The 14,640-nt window shown below is 74.0% G+C and carries 12 protein-coding genes and 3 pseudogenes; 5 read left to right on the top strand and 10 right to left on the bottom strand.

Annotation, left to right across the window (positions count from 1 at the left end):
- Window positions 1-1,735, top strand: a 1,735-nt coding sequence (locus B1205_RS19875; protein ID WP_176308686.1) for a low temperature requirement protein A, incomplete at its 5' end; no start/stop codon positions are given.
- Window positions 1,736-1,750: 15 nt separating this feature from the next.
- On the opposite strand, the gene arfB is transcribed toward B1205_RS19875, so the two are convergent.
- The 6 genes and pseudogenes from arfB to B1205_RS19845 all read right to left on the bottom strand — a co-directional run bounded on the left by arfB (window position 1,751) and on the right by B1205_RS19845 (window position 6,790).
- The gene (gene arfB, locus B1205_RS19870) at window positions 1,751-2,176 is read right to left on the bottom strand and encodes an alternative ribosome rescue aminoacyl-tRNA hydrolase ArfB (protein WP_089156946.1); all 426 of its coding nucleotides are present in this window, start codon (window positions 2,174-2,176) and stop codon (window positions 1,751-1,753) included.
- 47 nt (window positions 2,177-2,223) lie between these two features.
- Window positions 2,224-3,084, bottom strand: coding sequence for a S1C family serine protease (locus B1205_RS19865; RefSeq protein WP_089156945.1), 861 nt, complete (start codon window positions 3,082-3,084; stop codon window positions 2,224-2,226).
- A gap of 10 nt (window positions 3,085-3,094) precedes the next feature.
- Window positions 3,095-3,978, bottom strand: a pseudogene (locus tag B1205_RS19860) (VWA domain-containing protein).
- A complete protein-coding gene (locus tag B1205_RS19855; protein WP_441338525.1) occupies window positions 3,975-4,937 on the bottom strand; it encodes a DUF58 domain-containing protein in 963 nt (320 codons plus the stop codon). Before B1205_RS19855 ends, B1205_RS19860 begins: the two are co-directional and overlap by 4 nt.
- Window positions 4,938-5,098: 161 nt before the next feature.
- Window positions 5,099-6,073: an AAA family ATPase gene (locus B1205_RS19850; RefSeq protein WP_089156943.1), complete on the bottom strand. Its 975-nt coding sequence runs from the start codon at window positions 6,071-6,073 to the stop codon at window positions 5,099-5,101.
- 189 nt (window positions 6,074-6,262) lie between these two features.
- Window positions 6,263-6,790 (bottom strand): hypothetical protein, encoded by a 528-nt coding sequence (locus tag B1205_RS19845; protein ID WP_089156942.1) that lies wholly within the window; start codon window positions 6,788-6,790, stop codon window positions 6,263-6,265.
- A 340-nt stretch (window positions 6,791-7,130) separates the two neighbouring features.
- Here B1205_RS19845 and B1205_RS19840 point away from each other — a divergent pair, with 340 nt between their 5' ends.
- Complete coding sequence (locus B1205_RS19840; RefSeq protein WP_441338518.1) at window positions 7,131-8,123, top strand: endonuclease/exonuclease/phosphatase family protein; 993 nt, start codon at window positions 7,131-7,133, stop codon at window positions 8,121-8,123.
- Between the two features lie 23 nt (window positions 8,124-8,146).
- Here B1205_RS19840 and B1205_RS33460 read toward each other — a convergent pair.
- Window positions 8,147-8,316 (bottom strand): annotated as a pseudogene (locus tag B1205_RS33460) (alpha-isopropylmalate synthase regulatory domain-containing protein); the annotation flags it as partial.
- A 3-nt stretch (window positions 8,317-8,319) separates the two neighbouring features.
- Window positions 8,320-9,693: pseudogene (gene cimA / locus B1205_RS19835) on the bottom strand (citramalate synthase); the annotation flags it as partial.
- 279 nt (window positions 9,694-9,972) lie between these two features.
- Here cimA and B1205_RS19830 point away from each other — a divergent pair.
- A complete protein-coding gene (locus B1205_RS19830; RefSeq protein ID WP_089156941.1) occupies window positions 9,973-10,350 on the top strand; it encodes a hypothetical protein in 378 nt (125 codons plus the stop codon).
- Window positions 10,351-10,400: 50 nt separating this feature from the next.
- Entirely contained in the window at window positions 10,401-11,141 is a 741-nt protein-coding gene (locus tag B1205_RS19825) for a tyrosine-protein phosphatase (RefSeq protein WP_089156940.1), read from the top strand.
- 48 nt (window positions 11,142-11,189) lie between these two features.
- Here B1205_RS19825 and B1205_RS19820 read toward each other — a convergent pair whose 3' ends face one another.
- On the bottom strand, window positions 11,190-12,284 hold the full coding sequence (locus tag B1205_RS19820) for a branched-chain amino acid aminotransferase (RefSeq protein WP_089157103.1): 1,095 nt from the start codon (window positions 12,282-12,284) through the stop codon (window positions 11,190-11,192).
- 194 nt (window positions 12,285-12,478) lie between these two features.
- Window positions 12,479-13,510 carry a 3-isopropylmalate dehydrogenase gene (locus B1205_RS19815; RefSeq protein WP_089156939.1) on the bottom strand — a complete coding sequence of 344 codons (1,032 nt, stop codon included), beginning with the start codon at window positions 13,508-13,510 and terminating at the stop codon, window positions 12,479-12,481.
- Window positions 13,511-13,710: 200 nt separating this feature from the next.
- Between B1205_RS19815 and B1205_RS19810 the strand changes: the two genes are divergently transcribed.
- The gene (locus tag B1205_RS19810) at window positions 13,711-14,580 is read left to right on the top strand and encodes an FAD:protein FMN transferase (protein ID WP_089156938.1); all 870 of its coding nucleotides are present in this window, start codon (window positions 13,711-13,713) and stop codon (window positions 14,578-14,580) included.
- The last annotated feature ends 60 nt before the right edge of the window (window positions 14,581-14,640 follow it).

Below are 14,640 nucleotides of genomic sequence, written 5' to 3'. Positions count from 1 at the left end.
CGCCCAACCCCTGACGACGGCGGTGCTGGTCGGCGCCCTGCTCGCGGTGGCGGTGGCCGGCGCGCTCTGGTGGACGTACTTCGACGTGGCCCGGTTCGCCGGGGAGCAGACGCTCGGGCGGGTCTCCGGGAAACGCCGCAACCGGCTCGGTCGCGATGCGTACAGCTATCTACACCTGCCCATGCTGGCCGGACTGATCCTGGTGGCGCTCGGGCTGAAGAAGTCGCTCAGCGAGATCCGGATCCACATCGAGAGCGAGGCCAGCACGCCCGGTCTCTACCTGCCCGTGCTCTACGGCGGGGTGGCGCTCTATCTGCTCGGGCTGATCCTCTTCGAGCTCCGCACGCTCCGCTTCCTGGGCCGTTCCCCGGTCCTGGGCCTGGTGCTGGTGGCGGCGCTCGCGCCGCTGGCGGCACGGCTGCCCGTGCTGGCGCAGTTGGCCCTGCTCGCCGCGGCGACGGGCCTGATGCCCCTGGCGGACGCGACCGTCTTCCGGCACCGGCACCGGCGTCTGCACGCGCAGATCGACAACGCGCACGACCCGGCCGACGTCGCCCCGAAGGAGCTCTTCTTCGATCTGGCCTTCGTGTACGCGTTCCTCCAGGTGGCCGCGCTGATGGCCGACGATCCCACCTGGACCGGCGTGGCCCGGGGTCTGCTGGTGCTCACCCTGCTCTGGCTGGCGTGGGCCGGGTACTGCTGGCTGACCGTCATGATCACGTCAGAGCATCGGGTGGTACGGCTCGCGACGCTCCTCGTGGTCGCGCTGACCACGCTGCTCATCCTGGCCAGCCCGCAGGCGTTCACCGACGTGTCGGGCGGCCTCGACGGGCCGCTGGTGTTCGTGGCCTGCTACGCGGTCATCCGTCTCCTCCGCCTGGCCGCGTTGCACATCGCCGGCCGGCGGCAACCGACGCTCCCGAAGCCGCGGCTGCGCGACGCCACACCGACGCTCCTCGCGCTCGCCCTGCTGCTTGCCGCCGCGCTCGTACCCCGTCCAGCCGACGACATCCGCCTCCTCGCCCCGCTCAGCGTGGTTCTCTGGCTGCTGGCCATGGCGATCGACGTCATGGGCAACGGCCGTCTCACCGTCGGTAACCTGCGGGTCACCTCGCCGGAGCACTGGACCCGCCGGTACTCGCTCGTGATCATCATCGGGCTCGGGGAGGCGGTGATCTCGTTGGGCTCGGCGGTGACGTTCACGCCGGTCTCGTTGCGCGTCATCGTGGCGGTGTTCCTGGGCACCGCCCTGTTGGCCAGCCTCTGGTGGGTCTACTTCGGCCCGGGCAGCGCCGAGGCCCAACGGGCCCTGGCGGCGGCGCGGGGCGAGCGGCGTATCCGGCTGGCCCGCGACGGGTACGCCTGGCTGCACCTGCCGATGGTGGTCGGAATCGTGCTGGTCTCCCTCGGTCTGCGCAAGACCATGTCGGTGCTGGGCAGCCGAGGGCTCTTCGAGTTCGGAGCGCCGCTGTACCCGGTGGGGCATGTGGCGCTCTTCGGCGGCGTGCTGATCTACCTGCTCGGCGACCTGGCGTTCCGGTACCGGCTGACCGGCCGCTACCGGCCGGCGCGGGTGGTGCGGGTGCTGGTGGTCGCGGCTCTGCTGCCGTCGACGCGGGAGCTCACGGCGTTGCTCGCGCTGGCCCTGCTCGTCGCGGTCTGCCTGGCCTTCACCGCGTTCGAGGCGGTACGGCACCGCTGGCCGGGCGGGCTTCCGGCGGTGACCGGCCGCTGATTCCACGACGGCCGGTCAGTCGCCGTCCACCCGACGGTCGCGCTTGCGCTGGGACTGCCGTTTCTTCTCGGCCAGCCGGCGTTCCTTGGCGCCCCGGGAGGGGCGGGTCGGCCGGCGCGGTTTCGGCGGCGGCGCGACCGCCTCGCGCAGCAGCGCGGCCATCCGCTCCCGGGCCGCCTCCCGGTTGGCCAGTTGCGCGCGGTGCTCGCTGGCCGTCACGGTCAGCACGCCGTCGACCAGCCGGCCGGCGAGCCGGTCGAGGGCCCGCGCCCGCAGCGTCTCCGGCACGCTCGGCGAGCCGGCCAGGTCGAAGCTCAGCTCCACCCGCGAGTCGGTGGTGTTGACGCCCTGCCCGCCCGGCCCGGAGGAGCGGGAGAACCGCTCCCGCAGCTCGGCGGCGGGCACCACGAGCCGGTCGGTCACCCGCAGTCCGTCGTCCACGCTCCGAGGCTAACGCCCCGGCCGGTGCCCCGGGGTCGGGGTGCCGGTCAGCCGCCCCGGCCGATGATGGTGTCGGCGGTCTGCTGGACCTGGTCGATCGGGATGGCGAAACCGATGCCGATCGAGCCGTTGCCGTCGATGGTGGCGATGGCGGTGTTCACGCCGACCACCTCACCGCGCGCGTTGACCAGTGGCCCGCCGGAGTTGCCCGGGTTGATCGAGGCGTCGGTCTGCACCGCGGTGTGCCGGCCGTTGCCGATCCGGACCTGCCGGTTGAGCGCGCTGACGATGCCGGCGGTGACCGTGCCGGCGAGCCCGAGCGGGGATCCGACGGCGAGCACGGGTTCACCCACCCGGGTCGCGTTCGCCTTGGCCAACGGCAGCGGTGGCAGCCCGGCCGACGCGGGCACCTTGAGCACGGCCAGGTCGCTGCCGGGCTCCCGGCCCACCACCTCGGCGGTGAACCGACGCCCGTCCGAGGTCTCCACCGTCACCGGGCCGGTGCCGCCCCGGGCCAGGATGTGGTCGTTGGTGACGATGTGCTGCTCGTTGTCGATGGCGAAGCCGGAGCCGGACGCGCCCCCGCCGGGCCGTCCGCCGACCATCACCGAGACCACCCCGGGGACCGTCCGGCCGGCGGCGGTGACCAGTTCCGCCGGCACCGGCGCGGCGGAGGCCGCGGACGGGCCGGGCGCGCCCCTATCGGCCGCCCAGGTGCCGGCCGCCGCGCCGGAGACGGTGGAGAGCGCCACCACCGCCGCCGCGCTGAGCAACCGGTGCGACCAGCTCCGCCGCCCCGCCGCCCGGTCGGTCCCGGGTACGTCCCGGTGTCCGCGCCCGTCCGGGTCCAGCTCGGGCGAGACGAACCACGGGCCGCGCGGCTCGCCGAGTCCGGTCTGCACTGCCATGCCTGGCTCCTCACGTGTCGTGCCTCGTCCNGCCCATGGCCAGGACCAGTCCGAGGCCGATGAAGCGCGCTGAGACGTCCTGCCGTTGCGTCCGGTAGCCCACCGACGTGCCGATGTCCTCGTACACGTCCTTCAGCTCGGCCCTGGTGGACGCGGCGTGGAAGCCGCCGCCGGTCTGCTCGGCGACCGCCTTGAGCGTCTGCCCGTCCACCGGCACCTGGATCGCCCGGCCGCCCCGGTCGACCGACCCGCCGGGGGTGCCGAACGAGATGGTGTGCACCGGGACCTTGGCCGCGACCGCCTGGTCCGCCGCCTCCATCGGGTCCATCCCGGAGGTGTTCGCGCCGTCGGAGAGGATGATGATGCGGGCCGGCGGCGGGTCCTTGGCGGCCGTCGCGTCCAGGCTCTTCACCGCGCCCAGCGAGGTGCTGATCGCCTCGCCGATGGCGGTGCCCTGCACCCCGGTGATGCCCTCGGCCAGCCGTCCGATGCCCTCGTGCAGGGCCTCCCGGTCGGTGCTCGGCGGCACCAGCACCGCCGCACTGCCGGCGAACGCGACCAGGCCGACGTTGAACTCGTCCGGCAGCCCGTCGACGAACTTCCGGCCGGCCTCCTTCGCTGCGGTCAGCCGGTCCGGGTCGACGTCGCCGGCGAGCATCGAGGTGGACACGTCCACCGCGACCATCACGGTGGCCCGTTCCCGGGGCACCCGCACCTCCGCCTCGGGCCGGGCGAACCCGACCNCGGCCGGCGCGGGGCGACCCGGTCCAGCAGGCGCAGGTTGGTGAAGCGCACCGCGTACCGGCTCTGCCGGCGCTGCATCACCAGGTAGCCGGCGACCAGCGCGGCGACCGCGAGCAGCAGCCAGAGGCGGGCGGGCGACTGCCAGTTCATGCGACACCTCCCCGGGCGGCGGCCGGCGCGCTGGCCAGCCGGCGTTGCTCGTGCACGTGCCGGACCACGTCCGCGCACCAGTCCCGGTCGGTGCGCAGCGGCAGGTGGGTCGCGCCGGCCCGGCGCAGGATGTGGCGTACCTGGTCGCGCTGGGCGGCGGCGGCCTGCGCGTACCGCTCGCGCAGGGTCGGGTCGCCGGTCCAGACCTCGCGCCGCCGGCCGTCCTCCGGGTCGACCAGGGTGATCAGCCCGACGTCGGGCAGCTCCAGCTCGCGCGGGTCGGTGACCTCCACGGCGAGCACCTGGTGCCGTACCGCCAGCCGGCGCAGCGTCACCGCCCAGGGCGGCGGCGCGTCCGGCTCGTCGGGCAGCTCGTCGAGGAAGTCGGAGACGACCACCACCAGACCCCGCCGGGTGGCGACCCGTTGCAGGCCGTCCAGCCCGTCGGCCAGGCCCGGCGTGGTGACCGCCGGGCGTCCGCCGGCCGGGCCCGGCCCGCGCGGGTCCACCCCGACGCCGGTACGCGGGGCGCCGAGCAGCGCGCGGAGCAGCCCGAGCAGATGGGTACGGCCGCTGCGGGCCGGGAACCGGCGCAGCCCTTCGGGGGTGAGCACCTGTGCGCCGAGCCGGTTGCCCACCCCGGCGGTGAGGAAGCCGACGCAGGCCACCGCCGCCACCGCCAGTTCCCGTTTGTCCAGGGTGGCGGTGCCGTACTCCATGCTGGGGCTGGCGTCGACCAGGATCCAGGTGGTCAGTTCCCGGTCGGCGTCGACCTCGCGGACGTGCGGCACGGTGGTGCGGGCGGTGACCGCCCAGTCCATCCGGCGTACCTCGTCCTCGCCCGGCCGGTACTCCCGGCTGCCGGCCGCCTCGCTGCCGGGGCCGGGCAGCAGGCCCCGGTACCGGCCGTGCAGCAGGCCGTCGAGCCGCCGGGTCACGGTCAGTTCCAACCGGCGCAGCCGCTGGTCGGGTGCGAGGTCGGCGAGACCGGGATCGGCCNCCGGGCCCGATCCGGGCCCGGGCCGGCCGGTGTCGGGCCGGCCGGCGTCGGGCCGGCCGGCGTCGGGCCAGGTGGGGTCGGGCCAGGTCGGTGCGGGTGGGGCGGGAACGACCCGGCGGGTCATGCCGCCGCCAGGTCCGGCGTCGCCCCCGCGGGCCCGGTGACCAGGCGGGGTGGGGGCACCGCGTCGACCAGGCGGCGTACCACCGCCTCGCCGGAGATCCCGTCGGCCACCGCGTCGAAGGAGAGCACGAGCCGATGTGCCAGCACGTCCACCGCCAGCTCCCGGACGTCCTCGGGGAGCACATGGTCCCGGCCGCGGATCAGCGCGTGTGCCCGCGCGGCGGCGACCAGCCCGAGCGTGGCCCGGGGGCTGGCCCCGTACGCCAGCAGCGGGGCGACCTCCGGCAGGCCGAAGCGCCCGGGGTCCCGGGTGGCGAGGATGAGCCGGACCACGTACTCGGCGAGCGCGTGGTGGACGAAGACGTCGGCGGCGCGGCGCTGGAGTTCCCGGAGCCGGACCGGGTCGAGCACCGGACGCGCGGTGGGGCGCTCGGTGCTCATCCGGTAGAGGATGGCCAGTTCGTCGGCGTCGCTCGGGTAGTCGACCACGACCTTCATCAGGAACCGGTCGCGTTGCGCCTCGGGGAGCTGGTAGACGCCCTCGGACTCGATCGGGTTCTGNTCCAGCAGCGCCGACTGCACCTTGGCCGGGGCCCGGTTGATCTCGTCGGCGAGCACCAGGTTCGCCATGATCGGCCCCAGCTCCACGTCGAACGCCTCGGTCGAGGCCCGGTAGATCCGGGTGCCGACGATGTCCGAGGGGACCAGGTCGGGCGTGAACTGGATCCGGGAGAACGTGCCGCCGACCACGGTGGCGAGCGTCTGCGCGGCCAGGGTCTTGGCCACCCCGGGCACGCCCTCCAGCAGGCAGTGGCCGTCGGCGACCAGGGCGGTGAGCAGGCGGTCGACGAGCCGGTCCTGCCCGACGATCACGCGTTTGACCTCGAAGAGGGTCTGGTCCAGCTCGACGCCGCTCGCGTCGGCGTCGACTGGGCCGGTCACGCCGGCCAGGGTGTCCGAGATGTCCGTCACGGTGCTTGCTTCCCGGGCCGGACACACGACAAACGTCGGATTATCCGGCCCAGTGCCACCCGCTCCGGGCCGGACCGGGAGCACCTCCCCGATCGGGCGGCAACCACGCGAAGCGGCGCTGGCGGCCCCGCACGGGACGGAATCCGACACCGGCCCCCGCCGTGGCGGAGGCCGGTGCGTCAAGCCGGGTCAGTTCGCGATCACGAGGTGGAACGGCCGGGGCGAGTAGATCCCGTCGGAGGTGCGCGTCTGGACGAAGACCGCGTTCGGGGTCTGCAACCGCGGCGCCACCTGGATCTCGCCGGAGGGCGGCACGTTCACCTGGTCGTTGGTGCCGACGGTCGCCACGTACGCCTTCTGACTCACGTCGTAGTCGAGCAACACCTGGAACTGCCCCGGCTTGGTGTCCGGCCACCCGCTGGTCGGGAACCGGAACGCGGACACCACGTTGGCGGAGTGCTGGAGCAGCACCCCGGTGGAGGACACCACCGCCCAGGCGACCGTGCCCGGGGCCGGCGGGGCCACGGTGGCCCCCATGGCGGCCCGCGCGGCCTGCCGCTCGGCGGCGGTGACCACGGGCTGCTCCCCCTGCCGGACGGCGGTGCGGTCGGGCTTCGCGCCCGGCTGCGCAGCGACCGCGATCCCTCCACCGGCCACGGTGAGGGACAGCACGGCGAGCGCCACCACCGTCGCCTTTCGCTTGAAGAATGTGGCCATGACATACTCCCTTTTCTGACCGTGAGGATACGGCCGACCCGCGTTTTCGAGCACGCGGGACGGATGGTGGTGCGGCACGGGCGATCAGGCGCGAACAATGGCGGTTCAGCGAACATCAACGTCGCAGCGCATCGCGTCTGAGCTGGGCTTACTGCCCAAGTCGTGACGGCACGACCAGGTGGAACCTAACACCGGTAAATGGGAGTGGTCAATAGCGCATATCGCGTGTCGGCGTCGATCGAAAAGCGTGTCGATAATTGCGAGGAGATACCGCACGACGACTCACGAAATTGATTCACGGGACATCGCGGCGGCCCGGGGAGCGGGTAGCCTGACCGCCGTGGTCACGGTGGACGGTCCAAGGCGTGTCAGCACCCGGGGCGGCCGGTGGGCGACGGCGGCGTGCTGGCTGGCCGTCGCGCCGGTGGCCGCGTGGGCGCTGCTCCGGCTGGCCGGGCTGGAACGGGGGCCACTCGTGCTGGTGACGGCCTTCACGCCGTACGCCGCCGCCGTGGCCCCGGCCCCGGTGGTGCTGGCGCTCGCGCTGCGGCGCCGCGCCGCCGCGACGGTCGCGGTGCTCGCCACGCTGGCACTGGTCGGCGCGGTCGCGCCCCGCGCGGTCCCCGACCACGGGCCCACGGTCGACGGCCCGGCCGTGCGGCTGCTCACCGCCAACCTGCGCCTGGGCTCGGCCGACCCGGCCAGGCTGGTGACACTGGTGCGCATGCGCCGGGTGGACGTGCTCACCGTGCAGGAACTCACCCCGCGCCTCGCCGCCGACCTGGACCGGCTCGGCCTGGCCACCCTGCTGCCGCACCGGTCGCTGACCCCCGAGGTGGGCGCCACCGGCTCCGGCGTGTACGCCCGGCACCCGCTGCGCGATCCGGGCCACCGCCGTAACCGGGGCTTCTTCTTCACCCAGGCGTACGCGACGGTGCTGGTGCCGGGAGCGCCGCCGCTGCGGGTGGAGTCGGCGCACCCGGCCGCCCCGTACGCCGTCGACGTGGTGCCCGACTGGTGGACCGACCAGCGCGCCCAGCCGCCGGCCACCCCGACCGGCGGGCTCGGCGTGCTGGCCGGCGACTTCAACGCCACCCTGGACCACGCGGCCCTGCGCGACCTGATCGCGACCGGCTACACCGACGCCGCCGACGCGGCCGGCGCCGGGCTCGGTGGCACCTGGGGCCCCTACGACGGGGACCCGATCCCGCCGGTCACCATCGACCATGTGCTGGTCGACCGGCGCATCGCGGTCCGCGCCGCCGGCACCTGGCCGGTGCCCGGCAGCGACCACCGGGCGCTGCTGGCCGAGCTGCGCCTGCCGGCGGCGTGAACCCCACCCCGCCGCGCCGAGCGTCAAGCGGGGCCCCCTCCTCTACCGCAGGCGTTAAGCGGGGCCCCCGCCTTACTCAGGCCGTAGGTGAGCGCGTCGACGAGCGCGTGCCAGCTCGCCTCCACCACGTTCGGGTGCACACCGACGGTGGTCCAGTCCCGACCGGCGCCGGCCGTCTCCACCAGCACCCGGGNTCCGGGTAGTGCCGGGACAGCCCCACCCGCAGCGCCTCGTCGAGCGCGTTGACCGGGCCGTTGCCCTCGGCGGTGGCGATCACCCGTTCGCCGCGTACCCGGATCTTGACGGTCGCTTCGGAGACCACCGCGCCGTCCTCGCGGTGCTCGACCAGCACCCGGTACGACTCCAGCCCGAACGGCCGGGCCGGCGCCTCGCCCGGCAGCTCCGAGCGGACCAGCAGCTCGAACGAGGCGTCGGCGGCCTCGAACGACCAGCCGCCGGCCTCCAGTTCCTTGACCCGGTTGGTGACCCGGGACAGCGCGTCCGGATGGCCGGCCAGGTCCAGGCCCAGCTCGCGGCTCTTGAGCTCGATGCTGGCCCGGCCGGCCATCTCGGTCACCAGGATCCGCATGTCGTTGCCCACCACCGCCGGGTCGACGTGGTTGTAGAGCAACGGGTCGACCTTGATCGCGCTCGCGTGCAGCCCCGCCTTGTGGGCGAAGGCGGCGGCCCCGACGTAGGCCTGGTGGGTGTCGGGGGCGATGTTGGCGATCTCGGCGATGGCGTGCGAGACCCGCACCATCTGTTCCAGGCAGCCCTCCGGTAGGACGGGCATGCCGAGCTTGAGCTGGAGGTTGGCGACGATCGCGAAGAGGTCGGCGTTGCCGGGGCGTTCGCCGTACCCGTTGGCGGTGCCCTGCACGTGCCGGACGCCGGCCTCGACCGCGGCGATGGTGTTGGCCACCGCGCAGGCGGTGTCGTTCTGGGCGTGCATGCCGAGCCGCTCCGGCGCGATCCCGGTTCGCGCGACCAGGTCGGCGATCACGGCGCTGACCTGGGAGGGCAGCATGCCGCCGTTGGTGTCGCAGAGCACGAACCGCTCGGCGCCGGCGGCCAGCGCGGCCTGCGCCACGGCGGCCGTGTAGCCGGGGTCGTGACGGAATCCGTCGAAGGTGTGCTCCCCGTCGACGAAGACCCGCCGCCCCTGGGCGACCAGGTACTCGACGGTGTCGGTGACCATCGCCAGGTTCTCCTCGGCGGTGGTGCGCAGCGCCCGCTCGACGTGCCGCAGGTCCGCCTTGGCGACCAGCGCCACGGCCGGGGTCTGCGCGTCGAGCAGGCCGCGCACCTGCGGGTCGTCCTCGACCGCCAGGCCGGCCTTGCGGGTGGCGCCGAACGCGACCAGGATCGCGTGCCGCAACTCCAACTCCGTGCGGGCCCGCCGGAAGAACTCGGTGTCCTTGGGCACCGCGCCCGGCCAGCCACCCTCGATGAAGCCGACCCCGAGGTCGTCCAGCAGGCCGGCCACCGCCAGCTTGTCGACCACCGAGTAGGTGAGCCCCTCGCGCTGGGCGCCGTCGCGCAGCGTCGTGTCGTACACCTGGAAGGTCATCGGAGTCCTCTTCTCGTGCCCGGGAGAGCAAACAAAAAGACCCCCCGCGGATGCGGGAGGTCTGCGCGCTCGGCGAGGGAGTGGGCCGGCGCGCTAGCTGCTAATGATCAGGACGAAGCTGGTCACGTCCCGTACTCTGCCACCTCCGCCGGGTGCTGGGAGCCGTAATCCACATTCCGGGACGCGGCGTCGTCCGGTTGGCACCCGGACCGGGTGGGTAACCCGGTCGGAGAACAGCGGCGCTGCGGCGGCCACGGCCGCCGGGACGGGAGTGGGCAGATGGACAGTTTCGACCCCTGGCGTTACCGCGACGAGGCCGGGGTGGCCAGCGCCGACCTGACCGACTACAAGGTCGAGGCCACCGACGGCGGCATCGGGAAGATCGACCGCGCGAGCCACGAGGTCGACGACAGCTACCTGGTGGTCGACACCGGCCCGTGGATCTTCGGCAAGAAGGTGATGCTCCCGGCCGGCACCGTCAACCACGTCGACCACGACGCCCGCACGGTCTTCGTCGACCGGGAGAAGGACCAGATCAAGGCCGCCCCGGAGTACGACGAGACCAGCCACGCCGACCCGACGTACCGGGACCGCCTCGGCGGCTGGTACGGCGAGAACCACTCGGCGCTGCCGCCGGACGGCCCACCCCGCGTTTGACGCCCGACCGACGGTCGGCGGGGCACCCGGATGTCCCGCCGACCGTTACCGTGTCAGGGGTGGACGCTCCGGAGAAACCCTTCCCCGCGTTGTTCAACTTCCGCGACGTCGGCGGCTACCGCACCCGCGACGGGCACACCGTCCGACGCCACCGGCTCTACCGCTCCGACTCCCTGCACCGCATCGACGAGACCGACCGGGCGGCGTTCACCGCGCTCGGCATCCGCACCGTGATCGACCTGCGCCGCCCCACCGAGGTGGAACGCGACGGCCGGGTGCCGGCCTACGACGGTCTCGTCTACCGACACATCCACCCCGAGCACGAGGACTGGGCCGCCATCCAGTTCGAGTCCTCCGGGGTGAGCCTCGGCCGCTACCTCGCCGACCGCTACGCCGACCTGGCCCGCACCGGCACGGCGGGGCTGGCCGAGGCAGTCGGCCTGATCGCCGACAGCGCCAACGCCCCGGTGGTGGTGCACTGCGTCGCCGGCAAGGACCGCACCGGCATCGTCTGCGCGCTCACCCTGGCCGTGCTGGGCGTGCCGGACGACGACATCGTGGCCGACTACGCGTTGAGCACCGCCGCGTCCGAGCGCTTCGGCGCCTGGGTGCGGGCCACGCTGCCGGACGCGGATGACCCGCCGCCGCCGTTCCTGGCCTCCCCCGCCGAGGCGATGGAGCTGTTCCTGGACGAGCTGCGCGCCGGCCACGGCTCGGCCGAGGGCTACCTCGCCCACGCCGGCGTCACCGAGGCCCAGCTCGACGCCCTCCGCGCCCACCTGCTGGAGTGACCGGGTGGCCGGCGCCGCCCCTGGCTGCGCCGGCCACGCGTACGACCGTCAGAGGACGCGGGTGACCCAACCGTGCCGGTCCTCGGCGCGGCCACGCTGGATGTCGACCAGCTTCTGGCGCAACGCCATGGTGGTGCGGCCCGGCTCGCCGCCGATGAGGAACTCGCCGTCCGGGAAGCGCACGCCGCCGATCGGGGTGATCACGGCCGCGGTGCCGCACGCGAAGACCTCGCGCAGCCGCCCGCTGGCCGCGTCCGCCTGCCAGTCGGCGAAGCTGACCGGCCGCTCCGCCACCCGGTGCCCAGCCTCGACGGCCAGGGTCAGGATCGCGTCGCGGGTGATGCCCGGCAGGATCGTGCCGCTCAGCGGCGGGGTGACCAGCGAGCCGTCGTCGTAGACGAAGAAGACGTTCATGCCGCCCAACTCGTCGACGAACCGCTGCTCCACGGCGTCCAGGAAGACCACCTGGTCGCAGCCGGCCTCGATGGCCTCGGCCTGGGCGGCGAGCGAGGCGGCGTAGTTGCCGCCGCACTTGGCCGCGCCGGTGCCGCCGGGCGCCGCCCGGGTGTAGTCCGGGGAGACCCAGACCGTCACCGGCTTCACCCCGCCGGCGAAGTAGGCCCCGGCCGGCGACGCGATGACGCAGTAGAGGTATTCGTTGGCCGGGCGCACGCCGAGGAAGACCTCGCTGGCGAACATGAACGGCCGCAGGTAGAGGCTGGCGTCCTCGTGCTCCGGGATCCACTCCCGGTCGATCTCGACCAGCCGGCGCAGCGACTCCACGAACGTCTCGGGCGGCAGCTCCGGCATGGCCAGCCGCCGGGCGGACGCGACGAAGCGGGCCGCGTTGGACTCCGGCCGGAACATGGTGACCGCCCCGTCGCCGGTGCGGTACGCCTTCAGGCCCTCGAAGATCTCCTGCGCGTAGTGCAGCACCGCGGCGGCCGGGTCCATCGGGATCGGCGCACGCGCCTCGACCCGGGCGTCGTACCAGCCCTTGCCGTCGGCGTAACGAATCGTGACCATGTGATCGGTGAACACCCGGCCGAAGCCCGGGTTCGCCAGCAGGGCGGCCCGGTCGGCGGCGGATACCGGCGCGGGATTCGGACGGATCTCGAAATCGAGCATGTCACCACCGCTCATCGCGCTGACCTCCACTGCGGATCCCACGGCGTGCGGGATCGCACGCCGACGTCACTGGTGCCAGAAAACTTACCCCGAACGGTCGTTCAGCGGATAGCTCCGCCCCCGCACATCGACGATGCCAATCGGGTGGAGCTGGCCCGGAAAACAGGTCTGGCGGCCCGCATCCGGGCCGCCAGACAGGGACGACCCGGTCAGGCTACGGCGTAGCCGGCGAGCCGGTCGCCGACCTCCTCGGTGCGCAGCGGCGCCCCGGGGGTACGTGCGGCCAGCTCGGTGGCGACCGCGGCGGTGACCCGCGCGGCGGCGTCGGCGTGGCCGAGCTGGTCGAGCAGCAGCGCGGCGGAGAGCACGGCGGCCACCGGGTCGGCGACGCCCTTGCCGGCGATGTCCGGCGCGGAGCCGTGCACCGGCTCGAACATCGACGGGTAACGCCCCTCCGGGTTGATGCAGCCACTGGCGGCCAGCCCGATGCCGCCGGTCACCGCCGCGGCGATGTCGGTGAGGATGTCGCCGAAGAGGTTGTCGGTGACCACGACGTCGTACCGGGAGGGGTTGGTCACCAGGAACATCGCGGCGGCGTCGACGTGCTGGTATTCCGTGGCCACGTCGGGGTGCTCGGCGGCCACCGCGGCGAAGGCCCGGGACCAGAGCGAACCGGCGTGGGTGAGCACGTTGGTCTTGTGCACCAGCGTCACCTTGCGTCGTTCCCGGCGGGCGGCCCGGGCGAACGCGTCGCGGATCACCCGCTCGACGCCGTGCCGGGTGTTCAGGCTCTCCTCGGTGGCCACCTCGGCGGGGGTGTCCCGGTGCAGGCTGCCGCCGGCGCCCGCGTACAGCCCCTCGGTGCCCTCGCGGACCACCACCAGGTCGACCTCGCCGGGCTTCACGGCGGCGAGCGGACCGGTCACGCCGGGCCAGAGCCGGGACGGGCGGAGGTTGACGTACTGGTCGAAGGCGAACCGCAGCTTCAGCAGCAGGCCACGCTCCAGCACACCCGGCGGCACGGTCGGGTCGCCGACCGCACCGAGCAGGATGGCGTCGTGCCCGGCCAGCTCGTCGAGGACGGAGTCGGGCAGCACCTCGCCGGTGCGGTGCCAGCGCGCGGCGCCCAGGTCGTATTCTGTCGCCTCGATTCCGGGCAGCACCGCGTCGAGGACCTTGCGGGCCTGCCCGACCACCTCGGGACCGATGCCGTCGCCGGCCACCACCGCGATGTGTGCCACCTGGCGCTCCTCACCTCGTCGTTCAGCGCAACGGTAGTCGTCGTCCCGCCTCCCGGTACGACTCTTCCATCATCCGGGACGAGCGGACGCACAGGAGGCTCCCAGCCGGCATTCATGGTGCGGTCATCTCCACTGCTTATGGTCAGGCGGACGGGTCGAGGGAGACCCGCGGGCGGCGGCCGGCGAGGGGGCAGGGTGTCATGCGGATCGAGGAGCGGCGGACCCGCTGGGTGGACGAACAACCCCGGACCCGGTGGGTCGACCAGTCGGCGTTCCGGCATCCCCGCCCCGACCTGCGCCTCGGCGCCCGCAGCCACCGGGTCGAGCGGCCCGCCGCCACCACGCCCGACCGGATCAGCGTCCGGCACACCGTGACCACCTCCACCGCGGAGTACACGCTGCTGCTCAACGCACCCGACTGGCTGGGCCACCGGGGCGTCGGCGAGGCCCTCCGGGACGCCGTCGCCGAACTGCGCGCCGTCGACCTCACCTACGGTCCCAACCAGCCGGACAGCCTGGTGTCCCGGCTGCGCCGCGACGAGATCAGCCCCGACTCGTACCCGCCGCTGGCCGACCTGGTGGACCGCTGCGCCGCGATGCGGGCCGCGACCGACGGCTGGTTCGACGCCTGGGCGGTGCCGGGTGGCTTCGACCCGGGCGGCCTGCTCGGCGGCTGGGCGGTGGAGCGGGCGGCGGCGCGGCTGCGCGCCGCCGGCGTCCACGACTACGCCGTGCTCAGCGGCGCGGACCTGACGGTACGCGGCCACGCCGCGCACGGCGGCCCGTGGCGGGTCGCGGTGCACCACCCGACCGAGGTGCGGCGCGCACCGCTGGTGCTTGAGATGACCGCCGGCGCGGTGGGCACCTCCGGGGTCAGCGGGCGGCGGGGACACGTCGTCGACCCGCACACCGGGGAGCCGACCGACCGGCTGGTGGCCGCCACCGTGGTCGGCCCGGATCTCGCGGTCGCCGACGCCTACGCCACCGCCCTGTACGCGGCCGGACCGGCCGGCCTGGCCTGGTTCCGCGACGGCTCGGACTACCGGGCGCTCTTCGCGCACCGGCGCTGACCGCGGCTGCGCCCCGTCTCGCACCCGGGGCGTGGACCGCGATCGGCCCCCACGGTCTCG

This window comes from Micromonospora sp. NBS 11-29, from assembly GCF_002140155.1.
Classification (GTDB): Bacteria; Actinomycetota; Actinomycetes; order Mycobacteriales; family Micromonosporaceae; genus Micromonospora.
This window is presented reverse-complemented; position numbering and strand designations above follow the sequence as displayed.